General features: G+C 55.6%; 10 protein-coding genes. 8 read left to right on the top strand and 2 right to left on the bottom strand.

All coding sequences use genetic code 11. From position 1 onward, the window contains the following. Positions 1–19 precede the first annotated feature (19 nt). The 8 genes from ACMGF9_RS05600 to ACMGF9_RS05565 all read left to right on the top strand — a co-directional run bounded on the left by ACMGF9_RS05600 (position 20) and on the right by ACMGF9_RS05565 (position 10,082). Positions 20–1,114 carry an ABC transporter permease gene (locus ACMGF9_RS05600; RefSeq protein ID WP_021504412.1) on the top strand — a complete coding sequence of 365 codons (1,095 nt, stop codon included), beginning with the start codon at positions 20–22 and terminating at the stop codon, positions 1,112–1,114. Then, positions 1,111–2,280, top strand: a complete 1,170-nt coding sequence (locus tag ACMGF9_RS05595; protein WP_021504413.1) for an ABC transporter permease — start codon at positions 1,111–1,113, stop codon at positions 2,278–2,280. Before ACMGF9_RS05600 ends, ACMGF9_RS05595 begins: the two co-directional genes overlap by 4 nt. Positions 2,281–2,663: 383 nt before the next feature. Further along, entirely contained in the window at positions 2,664–6,611 is a 3,948-nt protein-coding gene (locus tag ACMGF9_RS05590; protein ID WP_414160689.1) for an amino acid adenylation domain-containing protein, read from the top strand. Between the two features lie 20 nt (positions 6,612–6,631). After that, positions 6,632–8,197, top strand: a complete 1,566-nt coding sequence (locus ACMGF9_RS05585) for an MchC protein (RefSeq protein ID WP_414160585.1) — start codon at positions 6,632–6,634, stop codon at positions 8,195–8,197. Then, positions 8,194–8,628, top strand: coding sequence for a toxin-activating lysine-acyltransferase (locus tag ACMGF9_RS05580; protein ID WP_021504416.1), 435 nt, complete (start codon positions 8,194–8,196; stop codon positions 8,626–8,628). The genes ACMGF9_RS05585 and ACMGF9_RS05580 overlap by 4 nt, the downstream gene beginning before the upstream one ends. A gap of 45 nt (positions 8,629–8,673) precedes the next feature. Then, positions 8,674–9,012 (top strand): hypothetical protein, encoded by a 339-nt coding sequence (locus ACMGF9_RS05575; RefSeq protein ID WP_057525203.1) that lies wholly within the window; start codon positions 8,674–8,676, stop codon positions 9,010–9,012. A gap of 106 nt (positions 9,013–9,118) precedes the next feature. Further along, positions 9,119–9,670, top strand: a complete 552-nt coding sequence (gene speG, locus ACMGF9_RS05570; RefSeq protein WP_021504418.1) for a spermidine N1-acetyltransferase — start codon at positions 9,119–9,121, stop codon at positions 9,668–9,670. Between the two features lie 196 nt (positions 9,671–9,866). After that, on the top strand, positions 9,867–10,082 hold the full coding sequence (locus ACMGF9_RS05565; protein WP_021504419.1) for a hypothetical protein: 216 nt from the start codon (positions 9,867–9,869) through the stop codon (positions 10,080–10,082). A 216-nt stretch (positions 10,083–10,298) separates the two neighbouring features. Here ACMGF9_RS05565 and ACMGF9_RS05560 read toward each other — a convergent pair whose 3' ends face one another. Both ACMGF9_RS05560 and ACMGF9_RS05555 read right to left on the bottom strand, forming a co-directional pair. Beyond that, positions 10,299–10,661, bottom strand: coding sequence for a DUF596 domain-containing protein (locus ACMGF9_RS05560; RefSeq protein ID WP_414160584.1), 363 nt, complete (start codon positions 10,659–10,661; stop codon positions 10,299–10,301). Between the two features lie 8 nt (positions 10,662–10,669). Further along, entirely contained in the window at positions 10,670–16,597 is a 5,928-nt protein-coding gene (locus ACMGF9_RS05555) for a DUF637 domain-containing protein (RefSeq protein WP_414160583.1), read from the bottom strand. Positions 16,598–16,618: the final 21 nt, after the last annotated feature.

Below are 16,618 nucleotides of genomic sequence, written 5' to 3'. Positions count from 1 at the left end.
GCAGTCGAGAAGATTTATCATGATCTTGCTGTTTATCGCCAGCGGCGTCATGTTGCTGCAGCTCATGCTGACCTTTGATCGCGCCTTCAGCTTAAAGGCAAACGATCCGCCCGGCGCAGACCACCGGCTACTGGTGCTGAATGCCCTCAGTTCTCAGATGCTGCTGCCGCAGTTTTATCATCAGAAAATGAGTCAACTACCGGCGTTGGATCGGCTGAGCTGGGGAGTTTGGGTCGGTGCGTACTATCGCCACCCCGGATGGTTCGTGCCCGCTATCGCGGTAGAAGACCAACACTACTTCGCCATGATCCCCTCTTTAAAAATAGCGCCGGGCTTACTGGATCGTTGGCAGAATGACCGGCAAGGCGTGCTGGTCGACAGCCGTTTTGCGGCGCAATATCGCTTAAAAGCGGGCGATCGGCTGCCGCTTTCATCCGCGATTTGGAAGCTCGCGCCTAACCCCATTCTCGATCTTTACATTACTGGCATCGTTGAAGAAACCCAAACCGACACCCCTCCCGCGGTCTGGATGCATTATGACTACCTCGACAGCGTGAGACAAAATGGCAAACGGCTGGTGAGTTTTTTCATGGCGACACCTAAACCCGGCATGTCTGCCGAGAACCTCTCCCGGCAGATTGATGCCCTGTTTGGCGCGGAGCGGTTGCGCGGCACCACGCAGACAGCCCCCGTACGCATGCATATAAAATTGTTTATGAGTAAATTGTTCGATTTCCATCGCGTGATTTTTTGGGTCAATCTGGCGCTGTGCCTGTTATTGGCGCTGCTGCTCAGCACCAACTTCTATGTCATGACGCATAAAGCCTTGAGCGACTACCGCACCCTTAATTATCTGGGTTTTCGCAAATCACAGTTGATTAAAGCGGTTGCCGTGCAACTCGGCGCCATCACCTTGGCGGGTGCCATCGTGGGCATAGTGTTGTCGGTTATTTTTATTCTGCTGTTGCCGACGCTGTTCCCCGCCGTATTAAACGGCGTTGAGCCGCATTTCCAGGATTATGCCATCGGCCTCCTGCTGGTCTTTATTTTATCCCTGGTCTGCGCATTGCCCTCCCTCTTGCAAATCGCTCGCCTGCAGGAGGAGAGAAAATGAACCCGCGCTCATCCTCGAAAATCCACCAGCTCGGGATATTGCTGGGCATTGGATTACGCAACCTGTGGCGGCGGCCGCTTTATTTCACCGCGATTCTATCCAGCTTCATTTTTCTCGCGGTCATTGTGACATCGTTATTTTCACTGCGCGCAGGGCTGATCGGCGCGCTGGAGTCGAGTGCGGAACCCGGCCTGTATTTTGCGCAAAGCAAAGACTCCTCTTCCGAACTGACCAGCACGATAACGCGAACGCAGGCGGCACAACTTTCGCGCTTGCCCGGCCTTGTTGCGGCTTCGCCGGAGTGGGTTGTCCTGGTGCGGCTCCGCCCAGACAACGTGGAGAAAGAGTATCTGGTGCGCGGCGTAACGCCGGCAGCATTCACGTTGATGAACGCGAACAACGGGCAACCGCTGGTCACCCTCACCCACGGCAGAGCATTTCAGCCGGGGCAAAATGAACTCGTCGTCGGCGCGTCATTGGCGCGGCATTATCCGGCGTTCCACGTGGGCGAGACCATACGCCTGCACGACCGCGATTGGAAAATCGTCGGTGAATTTACCACCGGCGGTTCGCCGCGGCAGTCCGAGTTCATGGCCGATCTGGAACATATCCGCACCAGCTGGGGCGCGGGACTCGATTACAACCTGGTGGCATTGACTAGCAATGCCGCCTCTGTCGAGCAACTGCAACAAGCCATCCAGGGGACGCTCAATGACCGAGTCGCCATTAGCGACAGCCGAACCTACTATGCCGGCAGCAGCGAAGGGTTGGGCCAGGTGCTGCTGTGGTTCGGCCTGTTATTTTCATTGCTGGCGGGGGTGTCGGTGACTGCGGGCATCATCGCGCTGTGTGAATCGCTCATCGCCAACCAACAAGACCAGCTGGCAATAACGCTGTTGCTGGGATTCGGCAGGGTTATTGATGTGTCTTATCTCTGCCAAACCCTCTTGCTGGGCCTGGCAGGCTCTTCCATTGGCGCCTTGTTGAGCATGTTGCTGTTCAACGGCATCACGTTCACCACGTTTGGCCACGCGCATGAGCTGGTGTTCCCCATGATGGTCAGCGGAAAAATGCAGATGATCAGTATCGCTTATGGCGTATTCATCAGCTTTATCGCCTCACTGTTTGTGCTGCCGGCCATTCGCGCAGCGACAAAGGGAAAATAATGCCGGGCGCAACAGAGAGCCGGCGAAAAGCAAGCCGCGCGTCGCCGCCGGGGTGCGGCCCAATAGCGATTTAAAAATGATAACTACTTAATTTATTGCGGTATGCCCGGCGAAACGCGGCAGAAGATTTTGCGATGACCTTGGCGATAAGGGCAAGGCAATTTCCCCGCTGGTCATTGTCGCCAACGAAGAGCGCAGGGCATTCATTGAATGAAATCGCGCAAGGTGAAAAACCCAAAGCACTGAATATCAATTACACAGAGATATTGATTTGATTTTGCAGGCCAAAAGAAAAATGGAAAGCCTGGTAACAAGGCACTTGAGTACCACTCCAGAACAGGAGCCAGAGAAAAAATGAATGATTCATCCCTTAATAATACCCCCTGGCGGACACCCAGCAGGGCGTATGGTACGCATCGCAAGCGAGCCACTCTTCCAAACTCTATGCGACGGCGCAAGCCCTGCGCCTGCACGGTGAAATTAATCGGACATTATTGCTCAACGCCATCGAACTGGCTCTGCAGGATATTGAGGTGCTCAACCACCGTTTCCTCGATATCGATGGCACCCCGTCTTTCGGCATCCGCCAGCCTGCTGGCCGCGTGACCGTCTGCGATCTCAGCCATCACGCAGACCCGGAGGCGCTCGCCTGGCGCGCAATGGAACAGATAACGCAACGGGAACAGGGGCCGGAGAATTTACATCTTCATGAACATCAGCTGTATGTTTTGAATGAACGCGAAGCGATATGGTTTTCCCGAATACACCATATCGCTTTCGACGCCTACGCCTATTCCCTGCTCCACCGCCGTGCGGGGGAGCATTACCGGGCGCTGTTGCAAGGAACGCCGCCGCTCCCCAGCCGCTTTGTCAAACTGACCACGCTCTGCCAGGACGACGTCCTCTACAGGCAGAGCGCGCAATATGCGGACGATCACCGCTACTGGATGCAGCGCTGCGCGCAGTTGCCTGCGCCGACCTTTCTGGGTGCGCCAGCGCAAGCCATGGCCGAGCACACGTTGGAAGTCGAGACCGTTATCGATACCGAGCTGGCGCTAGCCCTGGGCAGCTTCTACCAAAGCAGCGGGATCGCGTTATCCGACGTCTTGCTCAGCGCGTTCGCCAGCTATTTCTCCCGCTGTCAGTCGGGCGAGCGGCAACTGTTGTTCGGCCTGCCCTGCATGGGGCGGCTTGATACTTATGGCGCCCAGGCGGCGGTCACACGCAGCAATATCCTGCCGCTTCTGCTGGATTTGCCGCAACACGCGCACTTTCGCGACGTTTGCGCCACCGTCGCCCGCAGCCGGCGCGAGCTGCTCGCGCACCAGCGCTACCGCGGAGAATGGATCGGCCGAGCCATCGGCAGGGTAGGCGATACTCTGCCCCTTTACGGCATCGAACTGAACATCTTGCCTCCGCCTGCGACGCTCGATTTTGCGGAGCTAAGCGCCACGGTCAAACATGTCGCCACCGGCCCCGTACGCGATCTTAACCTCCACCTGGAACTGGGTACGGACCTGCAACCGCGCCGCCTGCGTCTTATCGCCAATGCCGCGCGCCATCATCACGCAGAGCTGCAATTGCATGTGCGGCGGCTGTTGCATTGGATCATGCAGTTGGTTGCGGCGCCGACCCTTCCGCTGCAACAACTGACGCTGGCGGCACCGGCGGAACTGGCGTTAATCGCGCAATGGAACGACACCGCCCAGCCGTTGCCCGCCAACACGATCCTCGGCCTGTTCCTCAAACAGGTTCAAGCCACGCCGCATCAGCTAGCCGTGCTCGACGAAAACGAACGGCTGAGCTATTCGGCGTTGGAACTGCGCTCACGGCGGTACGCGCATGCCCTTGAGCGCCATCTGCAAGGCGCTCGCGGCCAGGTGATTGCCGTCACACTTGAACGCAGCGTAGCCTTAGAAGTGGTTCTGCTGGCCATTATGCGTGCCGGCGCCACGCTATTGCCGCTGTCGCCCGAGCTGCCGACGCGGCGACAGCAAAAGATGCTCGAGCAGGCCAATGCGGCGTTGCTGATAGCCGATCGCGCCGATGACGACAGGTTGCCGGACAGCGTTCCCCGACTCGATCTCGCCGCGCTGTACTCACTTGCCGCCCATCAGGGCGACGCGGCATTGCCGCTCGTCACGCAGCAAAGCGGCGCAGATCCGGCTTATATTCTGTTCACCTCCGGTTCCAGCGGCGAACCCAAAGGGGTGATCGTGAGCCATCTTGCCCTGGCCAATCGCCTGCAATGGATGCAGGCCGAATATCCTCTCGGAACGCAGGATCGCGTGCTGCAGAAAACACCGGCCACCTTTGATGTGTCGATTTGGGAGTTTTTCTGGCCGCTGATCGGGGGCGCAACCTTAGTGATGGCGCGGCCCGGCGGCCATACCGATCCGGCGTACCTGCTGAGTTGCATCGTGCAGCATCGCATCACAACGCTGCACTTTGTTCCATCGATGCTGGCGCTGTTTCTCGACGCCGTCGAACGCAGGCCCGAACCGCTGCCGCTGCTCAGGGTATTCGCCAGCGGGGAAGCCTTGTCGCCGGAGCTTGCCCAACGGCACCGGACATTGCTGACGGCGCCTTTGCATAATCTTTACGGCCCGACGGAGGCCGCCATCGATGTCACTTACCACGCGCTGGGCTGCAGCGACGAGAAGCGCAGCGTGCCTATCGGCCGCCCCATTTGGAATACGCGCATCCACGTGCTGGATCCCTTCGGCAACACCACCCCCATCGGCATCGAAGGGGAATTGCACATTGAGGGCATTTGTCTCGCTGACGGCTATGCGGGCCAACCCGAGCTGACGGCAGAACGGTTTTTCGCCACGGCGGACGGTAAGCGGCTTTACCGCACGGGAGACCTGGCGCGCTGGCGCACGAATGGCGAAATAGACTATTTGGGGCGGCTGGATCACCAGATAAAAATACACGGGCAGCGTATTGAGCTGGAGGAAATTGACGCGGTTCTCAATCGACACCCGCAGGTGCTCCAGTCCTGCGCCAACATGCATGACGGGCGCATTGTCGCCTATGTCGTGGCCAGCGGCGCCGAGGCCGATGAAAAAGCCTTACTGGCGCTCTGCCGGGAATATCTCCCTGCCTACATGCTGCCGCAGTGCCTGGTGTTTCTCTCCGAACTGCCGCTCAGCCGCAATGGCAAACTGGATAGAAAAGCGCTGCCCGCTCCGCAAAGCCCGCAATCACAGGGCGGCGGCATCCCCTCCTCCCTGACGGAACAACGGCTGTGCGAATATTTTGCCGATGCGCTGCGCCTGCCTGCCGTGGCGCCTGAAGCCAACTTCTTCGAACTGGGAGGCAACTCGCTGAGCGCCGTTGATGTCGCCGCCCGCATTAACGCCGGCCTGGGTTGGCAAATCACCATCGCCAGCATCTTTGCCCATCCTTCAGCCCGGGCGCTGGCCGAACAAGGCCAGCACTCAGCGCCGGATATGCTCGATGCCACACTGCTGCTGCGCCCTGGCGCCGGCGCTTCGCGAAACGCGCTGCCGACGTTGTTTTGCATCCACCCGGCCGGCGGCATCGCCTGGTGTTACAGCGGCCTGGCGCGTTTTCTCAAAACGCCGTGTGAAATCGTCGGCTTGCAAGCTCAAGGCCTGACGCGGGGCAGCAATATCACCCGAACGATGGATGAAATGGCCGCAGAATATGCCAGGCGCATACGCGCCCATCAGCCCGAGGGGCCTTACTGGATCATCGGGTGGTCGGTTGGCGGCATGATCGCCCACAATGTCGCCATCCACCTGGAGCAACAAGATCAGCAGGTCGAATTGCTGGCGATGATGGATGCCTATCCCAGCGATCTGTGGCGACGCTTCGCTTTTGAAACGCTCAATGGCGAAGAGGAGGAGAGCCTGGCGCTGGCCGCCCTGTTGTTCATTGCGGGCATCGCCTTGCCCTTCGATCAAGAATTGCCTTCGCTGGTCGTGCCGAAAGGCGAGATCCTACAACGCGCGGAAACAATCGCCCTGTTGCGAAAACACGGCAGCGCCCTGGCCAGTCTGGATGACGGCACGCTCGACCGCTTGATTGACGTGGTGATCAATAGCCGCCGCCTGGTCGGCCAGTCGGAACACGGCCACTTCTACGGTAATTTGCTGTTCTTCACGGCAGCGGCGCCGCGCGCAGAAGACTGGTTGGATTTGGAGGCCTGGCGCCCCTATGTACATGGACGAATACAAAATATCGACATCGACTGCGATCACCCGGCGATGGCCAGGGCGGAAGCATTGCGCGACATCGCCGGGCATCTGGACGCCGCTTTCGCACGTTTCGCGCAGCGCGCGTCCGTATCAGAACTGAACTAAACCATAGAGTACATTACCCAATGAGCGATTCTTTTTTACTTAAGGACCTGGCGGAAAATTTAGTGCCTTTCACGGCACAGCGGGTTGCGTCCTCTCTCATTTGGTCCGCCGAAGAAAAGGCTGACGGCGAAGCGCTGCACGCCGCGTGCAGCTATCTGGTCACTCCCGATACGCCAGGCGCCGCCAAAGTTTTCCACGCGGAACGTTACGGCGGCGGCGGTATTCAACGTAACGGCGGCGGCGCCCGCTGCGGTTTTGATGGCCGTTACCAGGTGAAAGGAATCGGCGCTAATCCGCTGGTCGGGCAAGGTTCGGATTGGTATCACTCCAATGGCGAACTGCGCGCCGAACAGGCGATCTATGAAGCCCTATGGAGCGAAATGCTGGCGCAGGCGTTGCCTTATGGCGCCGCGCGCACCCACGCGATTTTGCTCACCGACAGCTATACCCATGGGGATTTCGCCCGCACAAAGGGCCGCTCTCGCCGTGCCCTTCTGGTTCGCGACCCCCTGGTCCGCCCGGCGCATTTTGAACGAACGCCCTACTTCCGGCCCAAAGCGGAATATGCCGGGCAGCTCATGCATGACGTTCAACGGGTTAAATCCGTGCTTCGCCGCCTGCCGGACTATTTGCCGGTCCCCTCCGCGGGCTTCAGCGAGCAGGCCGCTCGCGATCCGCGGCGCCGCTGCCTTGAGGGGATGTATGAGCTTACCAAACGTCTGGCTCGGCAAATGGCGTTTTGCCGCACCCGCTTCCTGATGTTGACCACCTCATCCTCCAACATCACCATGGACGGCAGGGTATTGGATTTTAACGGGCTAACCTGTTTATTCCCCAGCGATCATCGTTACGATTTCGAATACCAGCTCAAGTTCGCACAATTGATGAGAGAACCGGCAATCATTCAGAACAGCCTATCCGAGCTGTGCTTCTACCTTGGGAAGTACCTGTTTGATCGGCCTTTCATTGCCATCGCCCAGCAACAGGTAAAAACCTATTTCTGGCATTTTTTTCAGCAGGCCTGTTGCCGCGGCTATTTGACGCTACTGGGCATTCCCGTCGACCTGCTCTCACCGGCTGAGACGCCAAAACCCTTAGAGAGGCTGGCAAACAGTTTCCTGCTGTTGCTTATCCACCGTTGCCGAAAACTCTATGTCTCAGCGGAAATAGCGGCAGACGAATCGCCGCTGGAACGTTTGGTCGTGACCTTGATTCGCTGCAGCCAAGGGCACCCCGTCCCCGCGCATGACGATTTCTCACGGGATGCGCGTTTTATGGACACCCTGCGCGCTTTCTCTCAGGTCAATCATTGGTTGGTCGAAACCTGCCGCGCTCAGGGAATCGATGCCACCGTTATTCAGAAAGGCATGGCGCAACAGGCTCGCCTCAGGCTGCGGCCCCGTCCCCAGTGCGGGAAAATACAGATGCTCAACGAAATTACGGCTCTGGTGGAGGCCAATGGTGATGACGACCGACGCTTGCGGCAACTGTTAACCGACATGCGGATAAAGGCGGCGGCCTTCGCCAAAGAAACCTTTGGCGGGCAGCCGCTTGTCATCCCCTCCAGGAGAAATGAACCAGCATGACGCTCTATATTCGAGAAACCGCCGGCGGCCAAGATCAATGGTCAGACTATGAGCAGCTTGGTTTTGCCGTGAGCTGCATGTTACATCACCGAAACTACAGCCTTCATCCGATAAAAAGCGTTCAAGAGCGCTTGATATTTGCCATACAGCACGGGCAGATCAAGTTTCTTTTCGACACCAATGACCAACCGCTGGCCTATGTTCTCTGGGCCTGTCTGACGGAGGACACCGAAACGCAATTGCAACGCGATCCGGAGTTCCTACTTCACCCTTCCGAATGGAATGAGGGGGACAGGATATGGCTGCTCGATTTCTGTTGCAGGCCCGGCTTCGCGCCTCAGGCAATCAAGCGCTTCAACAAGCTCAAACCCTGGGGAGAGGGCCAGGTGCGATGGCAGAACAGAAAGAGAAAGGTAATGACGCTGGCCTGATCCGCACGGCCCGCTCCTTAAATAAAACGAATAGAGAGCCCCTCGATGGACGGATTTGTACTCATGGCGATCAAACGAATCGCGGTAGAAACGGCATTTTTCTGTGAAGGCCCCTATGACAGCGATAACGGATTTGAGCGTCTGATGGTCTGTAAAACCCGCAGCGACTTGAACAGCAGCGCGTTTGGCGATATCTTCCTGCATCCGTTTCTTCGCGGCAAAAGCGTGGAAGAAATAAAAAGCGTTGTCCTAAATTCGGCAATTCAATTGATTGTTGCGATTAAGAACGTATCGGCGGAAATCGCCGAACAAATCTTATTGCAGACCCCATCGCCACCAGAGGCCAAAAGCGTCGCTAGGCCAGCTAATACCTGCACCGTCTGAAGTCTGAACCTTGCCTAAACGGCGCCCACGCGGCGCCGTTTTTTTTCGCCTTCATCCATTCTGTGAAGTTATACTTTGCACAATTTCACGGCACAGAGGAGCCCACATGTCCAGCACTGCCAGCGTCAGATTACGCCCATTGGAACGGGACGATCTGTCGTTCGTCCACCAGATGGACAACAACGCCAGCGTTATGCGCTATTGGTTTGAAGAACCCTATGAAGCCTTTGTCGAACTTTCCGATCTCTACGACAAACACATCCACGATCAGAGCGAGCGCCGCTTTATCATCGAGCACGAAGGCGCCAAGGTCGGCTTGGTGGAACTGGTGGAGATCGATCACATCCACCGCCGCGCAGAATTCCAGATCATCATCGATCCCGCCCATCAGGGCAAAGGCTACGCCAGCACCGCCGCCCGGCTGGCGATGGACTACGGCTTCTCGGTGCTGAACCTGTACAAACTGTACCTGATCGTCGACAAGGAGAACCCGAAGGCGATCCACATCTACAGCAAGCTGGGCTTCAACGTGGAAGGCGAGCTGATCGACGAGTTCTTCGTCAACGGCGAATACCGCACCGTGCTGCGCATGTGCATCTTCCAGCCGCAATATCTGGCGAAGTTCAAAACGCCCAATGAGAAGCCGCTGGTAAAGTGACGCTTAGCGAGAAAAAAGTGAAAACCCGCCCAGGCGGGTTTTTTATTGGCAAATAAGCGACTAGTATTAAGGCATGCTATTTTATCGTCAGGAAACAACCTGATGAATACGAAAATAAATAATATTCCTCAAGATAATTAATCGAAAAATAATTAATAGTAAGAATTACCCTCTACCTCTACAAAGGAAAAATGCCATGACGACCGTCTCAAACCTGCTGCTTTTTATCGGCCTGGCGATGCTCGCCATCGCCGCCGGCCTGAATACCTATAGCGGCTACGCGCCTGCAGATCCCAATAGCACCCCGCTGTTTTCCCCGCTCTGGTGGACGCGTTGGTTCCCGCTCTATGCCTCGGGCGCTGCGTTGCTGCTGGTGGGGGTGGTGCTGCGGGTTACGGGGCGGGGACAATAAAAACCCAATTTCATCGTAGATATTGCAGAGCGATATATGCGCCATATTCATTATCAAAGCGAATACTTCTGCAATGTGCATATATTGCAAACCGAATCATTTTAAAACACCAATAAAATAAACACATTATTTTTATTACTGCGTAATAAAAAACCCACTTTTGCGGGTTTTTTATCACCGGTTAACAGCTTATCACGCCACTAACAGTATCAGTAACTACGTCCAATCTTGGTAGCCGTCTTCATGAATCCAGACAAGGCCACCAGGGCATTCCTCTTCATAGAACCAAATGTCTTCATTTTTTGTTTTCCATTCCTCTTCTGTCTTAGGGAATACAGCTTTGTAATGTGTTACCTGTTCTTCAATGTCTCCCTCAAGGAATTGGCCATGTTTGCCTAACCTTACTCTTCCTTCAGTCATAAGGTGATGAATTAATTCGAAAAAATAGTTTTTCTTTTCTTCGTAGGACAATGTATTCCTATCAAAATTATCAGCTCTCATAGCTGACCATACGGTTCCAATGGAAGCACCGTCCAACTCTTCACTAAACAGTTTGTATTGATCATCGCTATACAACATGGTTGCCCTCATCGAAATTTGATTTCTACTCTTTTTTTCACTTTACCTTGAAGCGCATTCAGCTGTTCATTATCTATGATATCAATCGTCCAACGTGCTTTGGTATCTTCCTGGCTACTTGACACACTCCTAAGAGTTAATTTCTCACCTGTTTTTTCATTTAAAACCACCGTCCATAGTGCATCTTTTCTGACTTCTATTAATGGTTTCCCTCCGGTAAGAGATTGCGCATAATCGAAGATCGCCTGTTTCGATAAATTCTCAGTGGCAAACACTTTTGTATTACCTTGCTTGTTGCTGCCGCCCTCACCTAATACCTGCTCGAACTGCTGACCAAACACGTTTAGCTTACTTTCGTTCTGTTTCGGATCAAACACCTTGACCAACTGGTTAGTGTTAGCTTTCTGCATGTCCCGCAGATAATCTGCCGTTTTAGTCGACAAATTCATCCCGGCTGCCGTTTCTCCTTTGATAAAATCGGCAACCGGCTGAGTGTTGAACGTTTTTGTTTTGTATAGTTCATCGGAAGCGTTCACCAGCTGTCGGCTCAACTTCCTCACGCTGTCTTCGGTTTTACCCAAAATCAATGTGCTGCCGGTCGTTACGGCTCCCGTACCAATGATGGCCTCAGGTGCAACAATATCTGCCGCATAAATACCGGCTTGGTTCAGGCAAAGCGCGGGGTTGGTTTTGCAACCGGCAATCGCCAATCTTGCAGCCAGAACCAATTCTGGCGCAGCGCCCACCAACGTCATCCCCCCCGCAGTAAGTACCAGACCGCCACCACCGACGGTCGCCACTATTGCGGCAGCCTCTCGGCGAGCCACAACACGTTTTGCCGCAGCAACATCGCCTTTATCAGCGGCCAGAATGTCTTTCTGATTATCCAGCGCATACTGCATCAACATATGTTCGGTCATGTTGTAGCGATAAACCGACTGTGCACTGTCCGCAGCGCTGTAGGCGCCTTCCGGTGTATGCGTTGTCAACGCCCCGGTCAAAGCCCCGATCACTCGTGCCGTTTGCTCTTTTACTTCATTGCCGTTTAGCGCCTCCTGCAGACGGTAGAGCTGGCGTTCTTTTTCGTTGAGATTGGCCGGTTCGAACAACGTGCTCTGCATAACGACGCCGGCCAGCTCCGCCGCCAGCGCCCCGGCAGCAGCCCCTTTACCGTCGCCGCGCCCGATTTCCGCGGCGATGCCCGCCACAACCGCATGACTGACTGACTTCCCGGCCGCGCCCAGGACTTCGCCGTTATCCCCAATCAGATTGGCACCCTCGGCCTGCACCTGGCTGCCGATGTTCGCCAGCAGCGCATTGGTCAGGTTGTCCTTGAAGCTGCCGCCATTGATGGCGGTATTCAGGCTGGAGCTGATGACCGATTGCCCGGCCACCCGCTGCGCCACTTTGCTCCAGTCGCCGTTGCTCAGCTGCGGCAGTTTGACGTTGTTCGGGTTAAGCGGTTTGCCCGCCGCGTCCTTGCTCCAGCCCATAGCGCTGTCGAAGCCGTTGAGCGCGCCGCCGATCGCCATCGCCGTGGCAGTCGCCTTGACGTTTTCATTGCTGCCCAGCGCCTGCAGGGTTTTCGACAGGTTGCCTTGATTCTCCACTAGCGCGACTGCCGCCTGGGAGGCCAGCGAAGACATCCCGGCGGTGACCGCGCCGCTGGTTACCGCCCCGCCGCCCACGGCGCCGGAAACGCTGGAGGCCGCCGTGGCCGCCAGTGAACTGCCTGCGGTCACCGCCGCGGCTGCGATGGAGATCACCGCCGCCACCGCCGGGTTCAAGTGCTGGCTCTTGTAATCCCAGCTGTCGTAGGCGTCCTTGACCTTGCTCCACTGCACGTCGTTGCGCTTATTCAGATCTTTGACCCAGGTAGTGCCCGGCGTATTGCCCAGCGCGTCGATAGCGCTTTGCAACGCCTGCCCGTTTTTTACCTTCACATCGGCGCTGACGCCCTTGGCGGCCTCTACGGTCAAGGCGCCACCGGTATGAATGCTCGGCAGCACCCACTTATTGTCTTCGTAGCCTTTATTGGCCTGCTTGATAAAGAAGCCTTTCGAATTGCTGACGGTCTGTTCGAAGCTAGTGTTCTTCACTGCCCTGAAGTTAACCTGACCATGCGTGCTGGTCAGGCGCGCGTTTTGCCCGGCGGCGATTTTGCTGGCTTCATAGGTGCTGTCGTCGCGGCTCATCAGCGTGATATTGCCGGCGGCGGTAAACTCGGTGACCTTGTTGGTCACGTCGTGGCGGGTCTGCTTAACCTCGGTTTTCTTGCCCCACCATTTGCGCTTGGTTTCCTTTTTTTCGTAATGGCTGGACTCTTCCATCGCCTGGGCGTAGAGATAGCCGCCCTTGGCGGCGATATCCATATTCCCGGCGCGCATGGCTTCAGCCTGGTTGTGGGCGTCGACCTGAGCTTTTTGCTTAGCCTCGTCTGCCCCTTTGCTTTTAGCTTCATTGCGTGCGGTAGTCAGACGTGATTGTGCGCCATCGCGGTCTTGGGTGGCCTGAGAGAGGCGCTGTTGTGCATCATTGAGGGCGGATTGTTCGGCATTGATTTCATTGGGGAGCGCATTCGCTCGCTTCTCCTTTTCCAATAAATCATGGGTAATGCCGATACCTTCGGCTGCGATGGCAGCACTTTGTTGCCATAAACCCCAGTCGTTTATTTCCATTAGCTTGCCGTGCTTGGCTGTAAACTCTTGAGATTTCTTGATTACCTCCGCTTGTCTTTGTTTTAGCGAGTTAATGTCACGCTGCAGCGTAGTTAACTCATTGCTTTTACCGTGCTTCGCTTGTTCAGCGCGACTCTTATCCTGCTGCGCCTGATTAATGCGCTGCTGCGCATTTTGAAGTTGCTGCTCGGCAACGGCGATGCGGCTGCCCCAATCAGTCACCGCTACCGGCGGTTTCCAGTTTGCCCCCAACCCTTTCACTACCAGTTTGGTCGCCTGGAACAGAATGCTGCCGCCGGAAATCACCGTCATCAGGCCACCGGCATTCAGCTCGGTCCCTTGCTGGGTGCGAGTTTCGGTAAATTCGTTGCCACCTTCTCGGTAAGTGTGGTTTTGCACCGCCTCGAAGCGCATATCGCCGCCGGAGGTTAGCGTCATGTTAGCGCCGGAAGTCAACCTGGCACCGTAAGTCAGCAGTTGGTTGTTCGCCGCCGCGGTCAGGTTTTTCCCGGCGCTGAGGGTAGTGACCACATGGCGATCGTCTTTGTTGTTGTCGTTGGCAGCATCAATGGCGGAATAGGCGACATTCGATAACCATAGATTCTGCCCGGCCAGCAGCGTGATATTGCCGTTGGCGGAGAGCGCGCCGCCCTGGGTGCCGATGTCGCGGGCCGAGTTAATCAGTAAATTACCGCCAGCGTGTATCTTGCTGCCGAGTTCTGGGGTACGTGAGGTTGCAAAAAGATGCCCAGAATTACCGCCCAGCGCCCGGTAGTTGAGGTCGGCATTATGCCCGGCCAGCAGCGTCACATCCTTGCCGGCATTGATGTTGACACCGCGCAGCGCCAGATAACCGCCGCTATTGAGTGAGACCGAGCCGGTGGCGTTCAGTTTTCCTGTGTTCAACAGGCCATTGAAGTAGTGTTGCAGCTTGTCTGATGGCAGATATTCACCGGGACGATCGCGCATCAGTACGGCATCATTTTTGATAAGAGAGATGCTACCGGAAGCAGTCATGCTGATATTGCGACTTTGTGGCGCCAGCAACGTATTGAGCAGCGTAATGGTGCTGCCTGCAGTCAGCGTCAGGTCACGAGAGGCCAGCAGACTGCCCAGCCAACGCACACCATCCTGATGGTAGTAATTAGGCTTTTCGCTGGTGTGAACTTTTATCTCACCGGTACGCGCGGTAAGCGTGATGTCTTGCCCTTTCAGTTCGCTTTGCCATACATCGATAGTATTAACGGCGCTCAAATTCAGCTCTTTGCCGGCAGAAAGGATACCTTGACCCAGCACGATGCGGTCTTCGGCGATAGCGGTGATGTTGCCTACCGCGTTGATGGCATCGGTATTGACGATATTAGCCGCATGCAGGAGTACATTCTTTGCCCTGATAGTTTCCGGGCGCCCAGCCGTATTGATGTCGTTTAATTGGCTTTCATTGGGCATCACCGTTCTGATTTCGATCTGATTCTTGAAGTCTGCAATCAGATTGCCATCAGCGACCATACCGCCATCAATTATACCGTCATAACTCCAACGGAAAGCTCGCTCTCCGGTATCGACATAACTTAATGGGGGGTAAGGCCATCCCAGCTTTTCATATTGGATGTAAGCTTCCGTATCTGGTTTAAATTTGTTGAAGCGTTCTTTTGTACCAAAGGCGTGGTTGATGGAACTGAAGGTATTACCTGTAAGGATCATATCTCCTTTAGCCTTCAGTTGGCTGGCATCATTCCACAATGAGCCAGCATTAATGTAGCTGTTTTTGCCAGACGCTATAATGGCAGGAGAAGAATTAGAGGTAACGCGGGTTCGAACTCGCTCATCGAGTATCCAATTAGCTAAGTGCCGATTTGCATAAGTACATTCCTCCGATGTCGTGCAAGGTAGCAGCCATTTCTCCCACTTCGACATGTCTTCTTTATAAAGATCTTGTCGGTTTTTTATATCTCCGTTTTTATACGCATTGAATACGCTACCAAATAATCGCATTCCTTCTTGATCAACAGGCTCTATTTGATCAGAAATCGCCAATGTCTGCCGCACGTTATCAAGCTTGTTGGCACGAATAACCAAATCGCCACTGTTGGTCTGAATGCGCGCGGAGCGATTTTCTATATGTTTGGATTTATTCCCCTGAGCATCTTTCTGGATCCAAAGATTATTGTTGCTATGCAATGCGGTGTTGTCACCATCACGTAATGCCACATTGCGTATCGTATCGGCAAACACCCGCATATCGCGATGTGCCGTAACATTACCGTTGTTATTAAGCGTATCAGCGGCCATCGTCACGTCACGTTCCCCACGAACCTTCACGCCCGATGAGATATGAATTTCTCTGGCGCTGGCGTTCAAGTCTGTCGCGGCGTGTGTATTGCCCAACTCAATCATCCCGTTAACGCTCAGCGTAATATCCCGCTGTTTGCTGGTGAGGTCTTTCAGGTTCACCCCTACTCCATCCTCATTGGCCACCAGGCGGATTTTGTTGGCGTACATGCCGCCCAGCGCCTTGGTATCCACGGCCAGTTGGGGCTTAGCGCCTTCACCGGCGATCGGTTTGATGCTGCCGTCCTTGAAGCTGATGCGGTTGGCGCCCTGGGTCAGCGACAGATTTTGTGCATTGATTTTGCCGTTCAGCTCGGTGGCGCGGCTGATGATATCGACGTAGTCGGCGCCGCTACCGTCCAGCCCTTTACCGCCGATGGTGACACCGCCTTTTTTCACCTCCAGCGCTTCCAGCGCGCCCTGCTTGTCGAACTGCGGTTTGCCGGTGGTCAGCGTCACGCCCGGCGCATTGATAAAGCCGCAGCCGTCGCAGGTGATGCCATTCGGGTTAGCGATCATCACGTTGGCCTTGTTGCCGAATACCTCGAGCTTGCCCTGCAGCTCGGAACGACTGCCGCCGATCACCTCATTGATGATCAACTCCGCCGGTTTTCCCTTCAGGTAGGTGTTGCCCTGCGCGCTGTAGATCTCCACGCCCAGCTGCGTTTTGCCGCCGTGCGTGGCGTTATTCAACACGGCGCCCTGTGGCCCAACGTTGAAATCTTTATAGGTGTTGTGCGAGATGCCCGCACCGTTCGGCGTGGCGATATTCACCACCGGTACGTCGCCCGGCTTGATAACCACCTGCGTATTGCCGTTAGCGGCGGTGATACCGGCAGCGAACGCCGGGTGCAACGGTTGGAAAGCCGTCAGGTAGATCAGCAAATAGCTGGCGCCCCGCGCCAACGGAGGGTTGAGCTTATCCATATTCATTCCTTCGAAAGGATG

This window comes from Serratia sp. BNK-23 (assembly GCF_047456145.1).
GTDB classification, from domain to species: domain Bacteria; phylum Pseudomonadota; class Gammaproteobacteria; order Enterobacterales; family Enterobacteriaceae; genus Serratia; species Serratia nematodiphila.
Note: the sequence above shows the minus strand (reverse complement) of the source record. Positions and strands in the feature narration are given on the sequence as shown.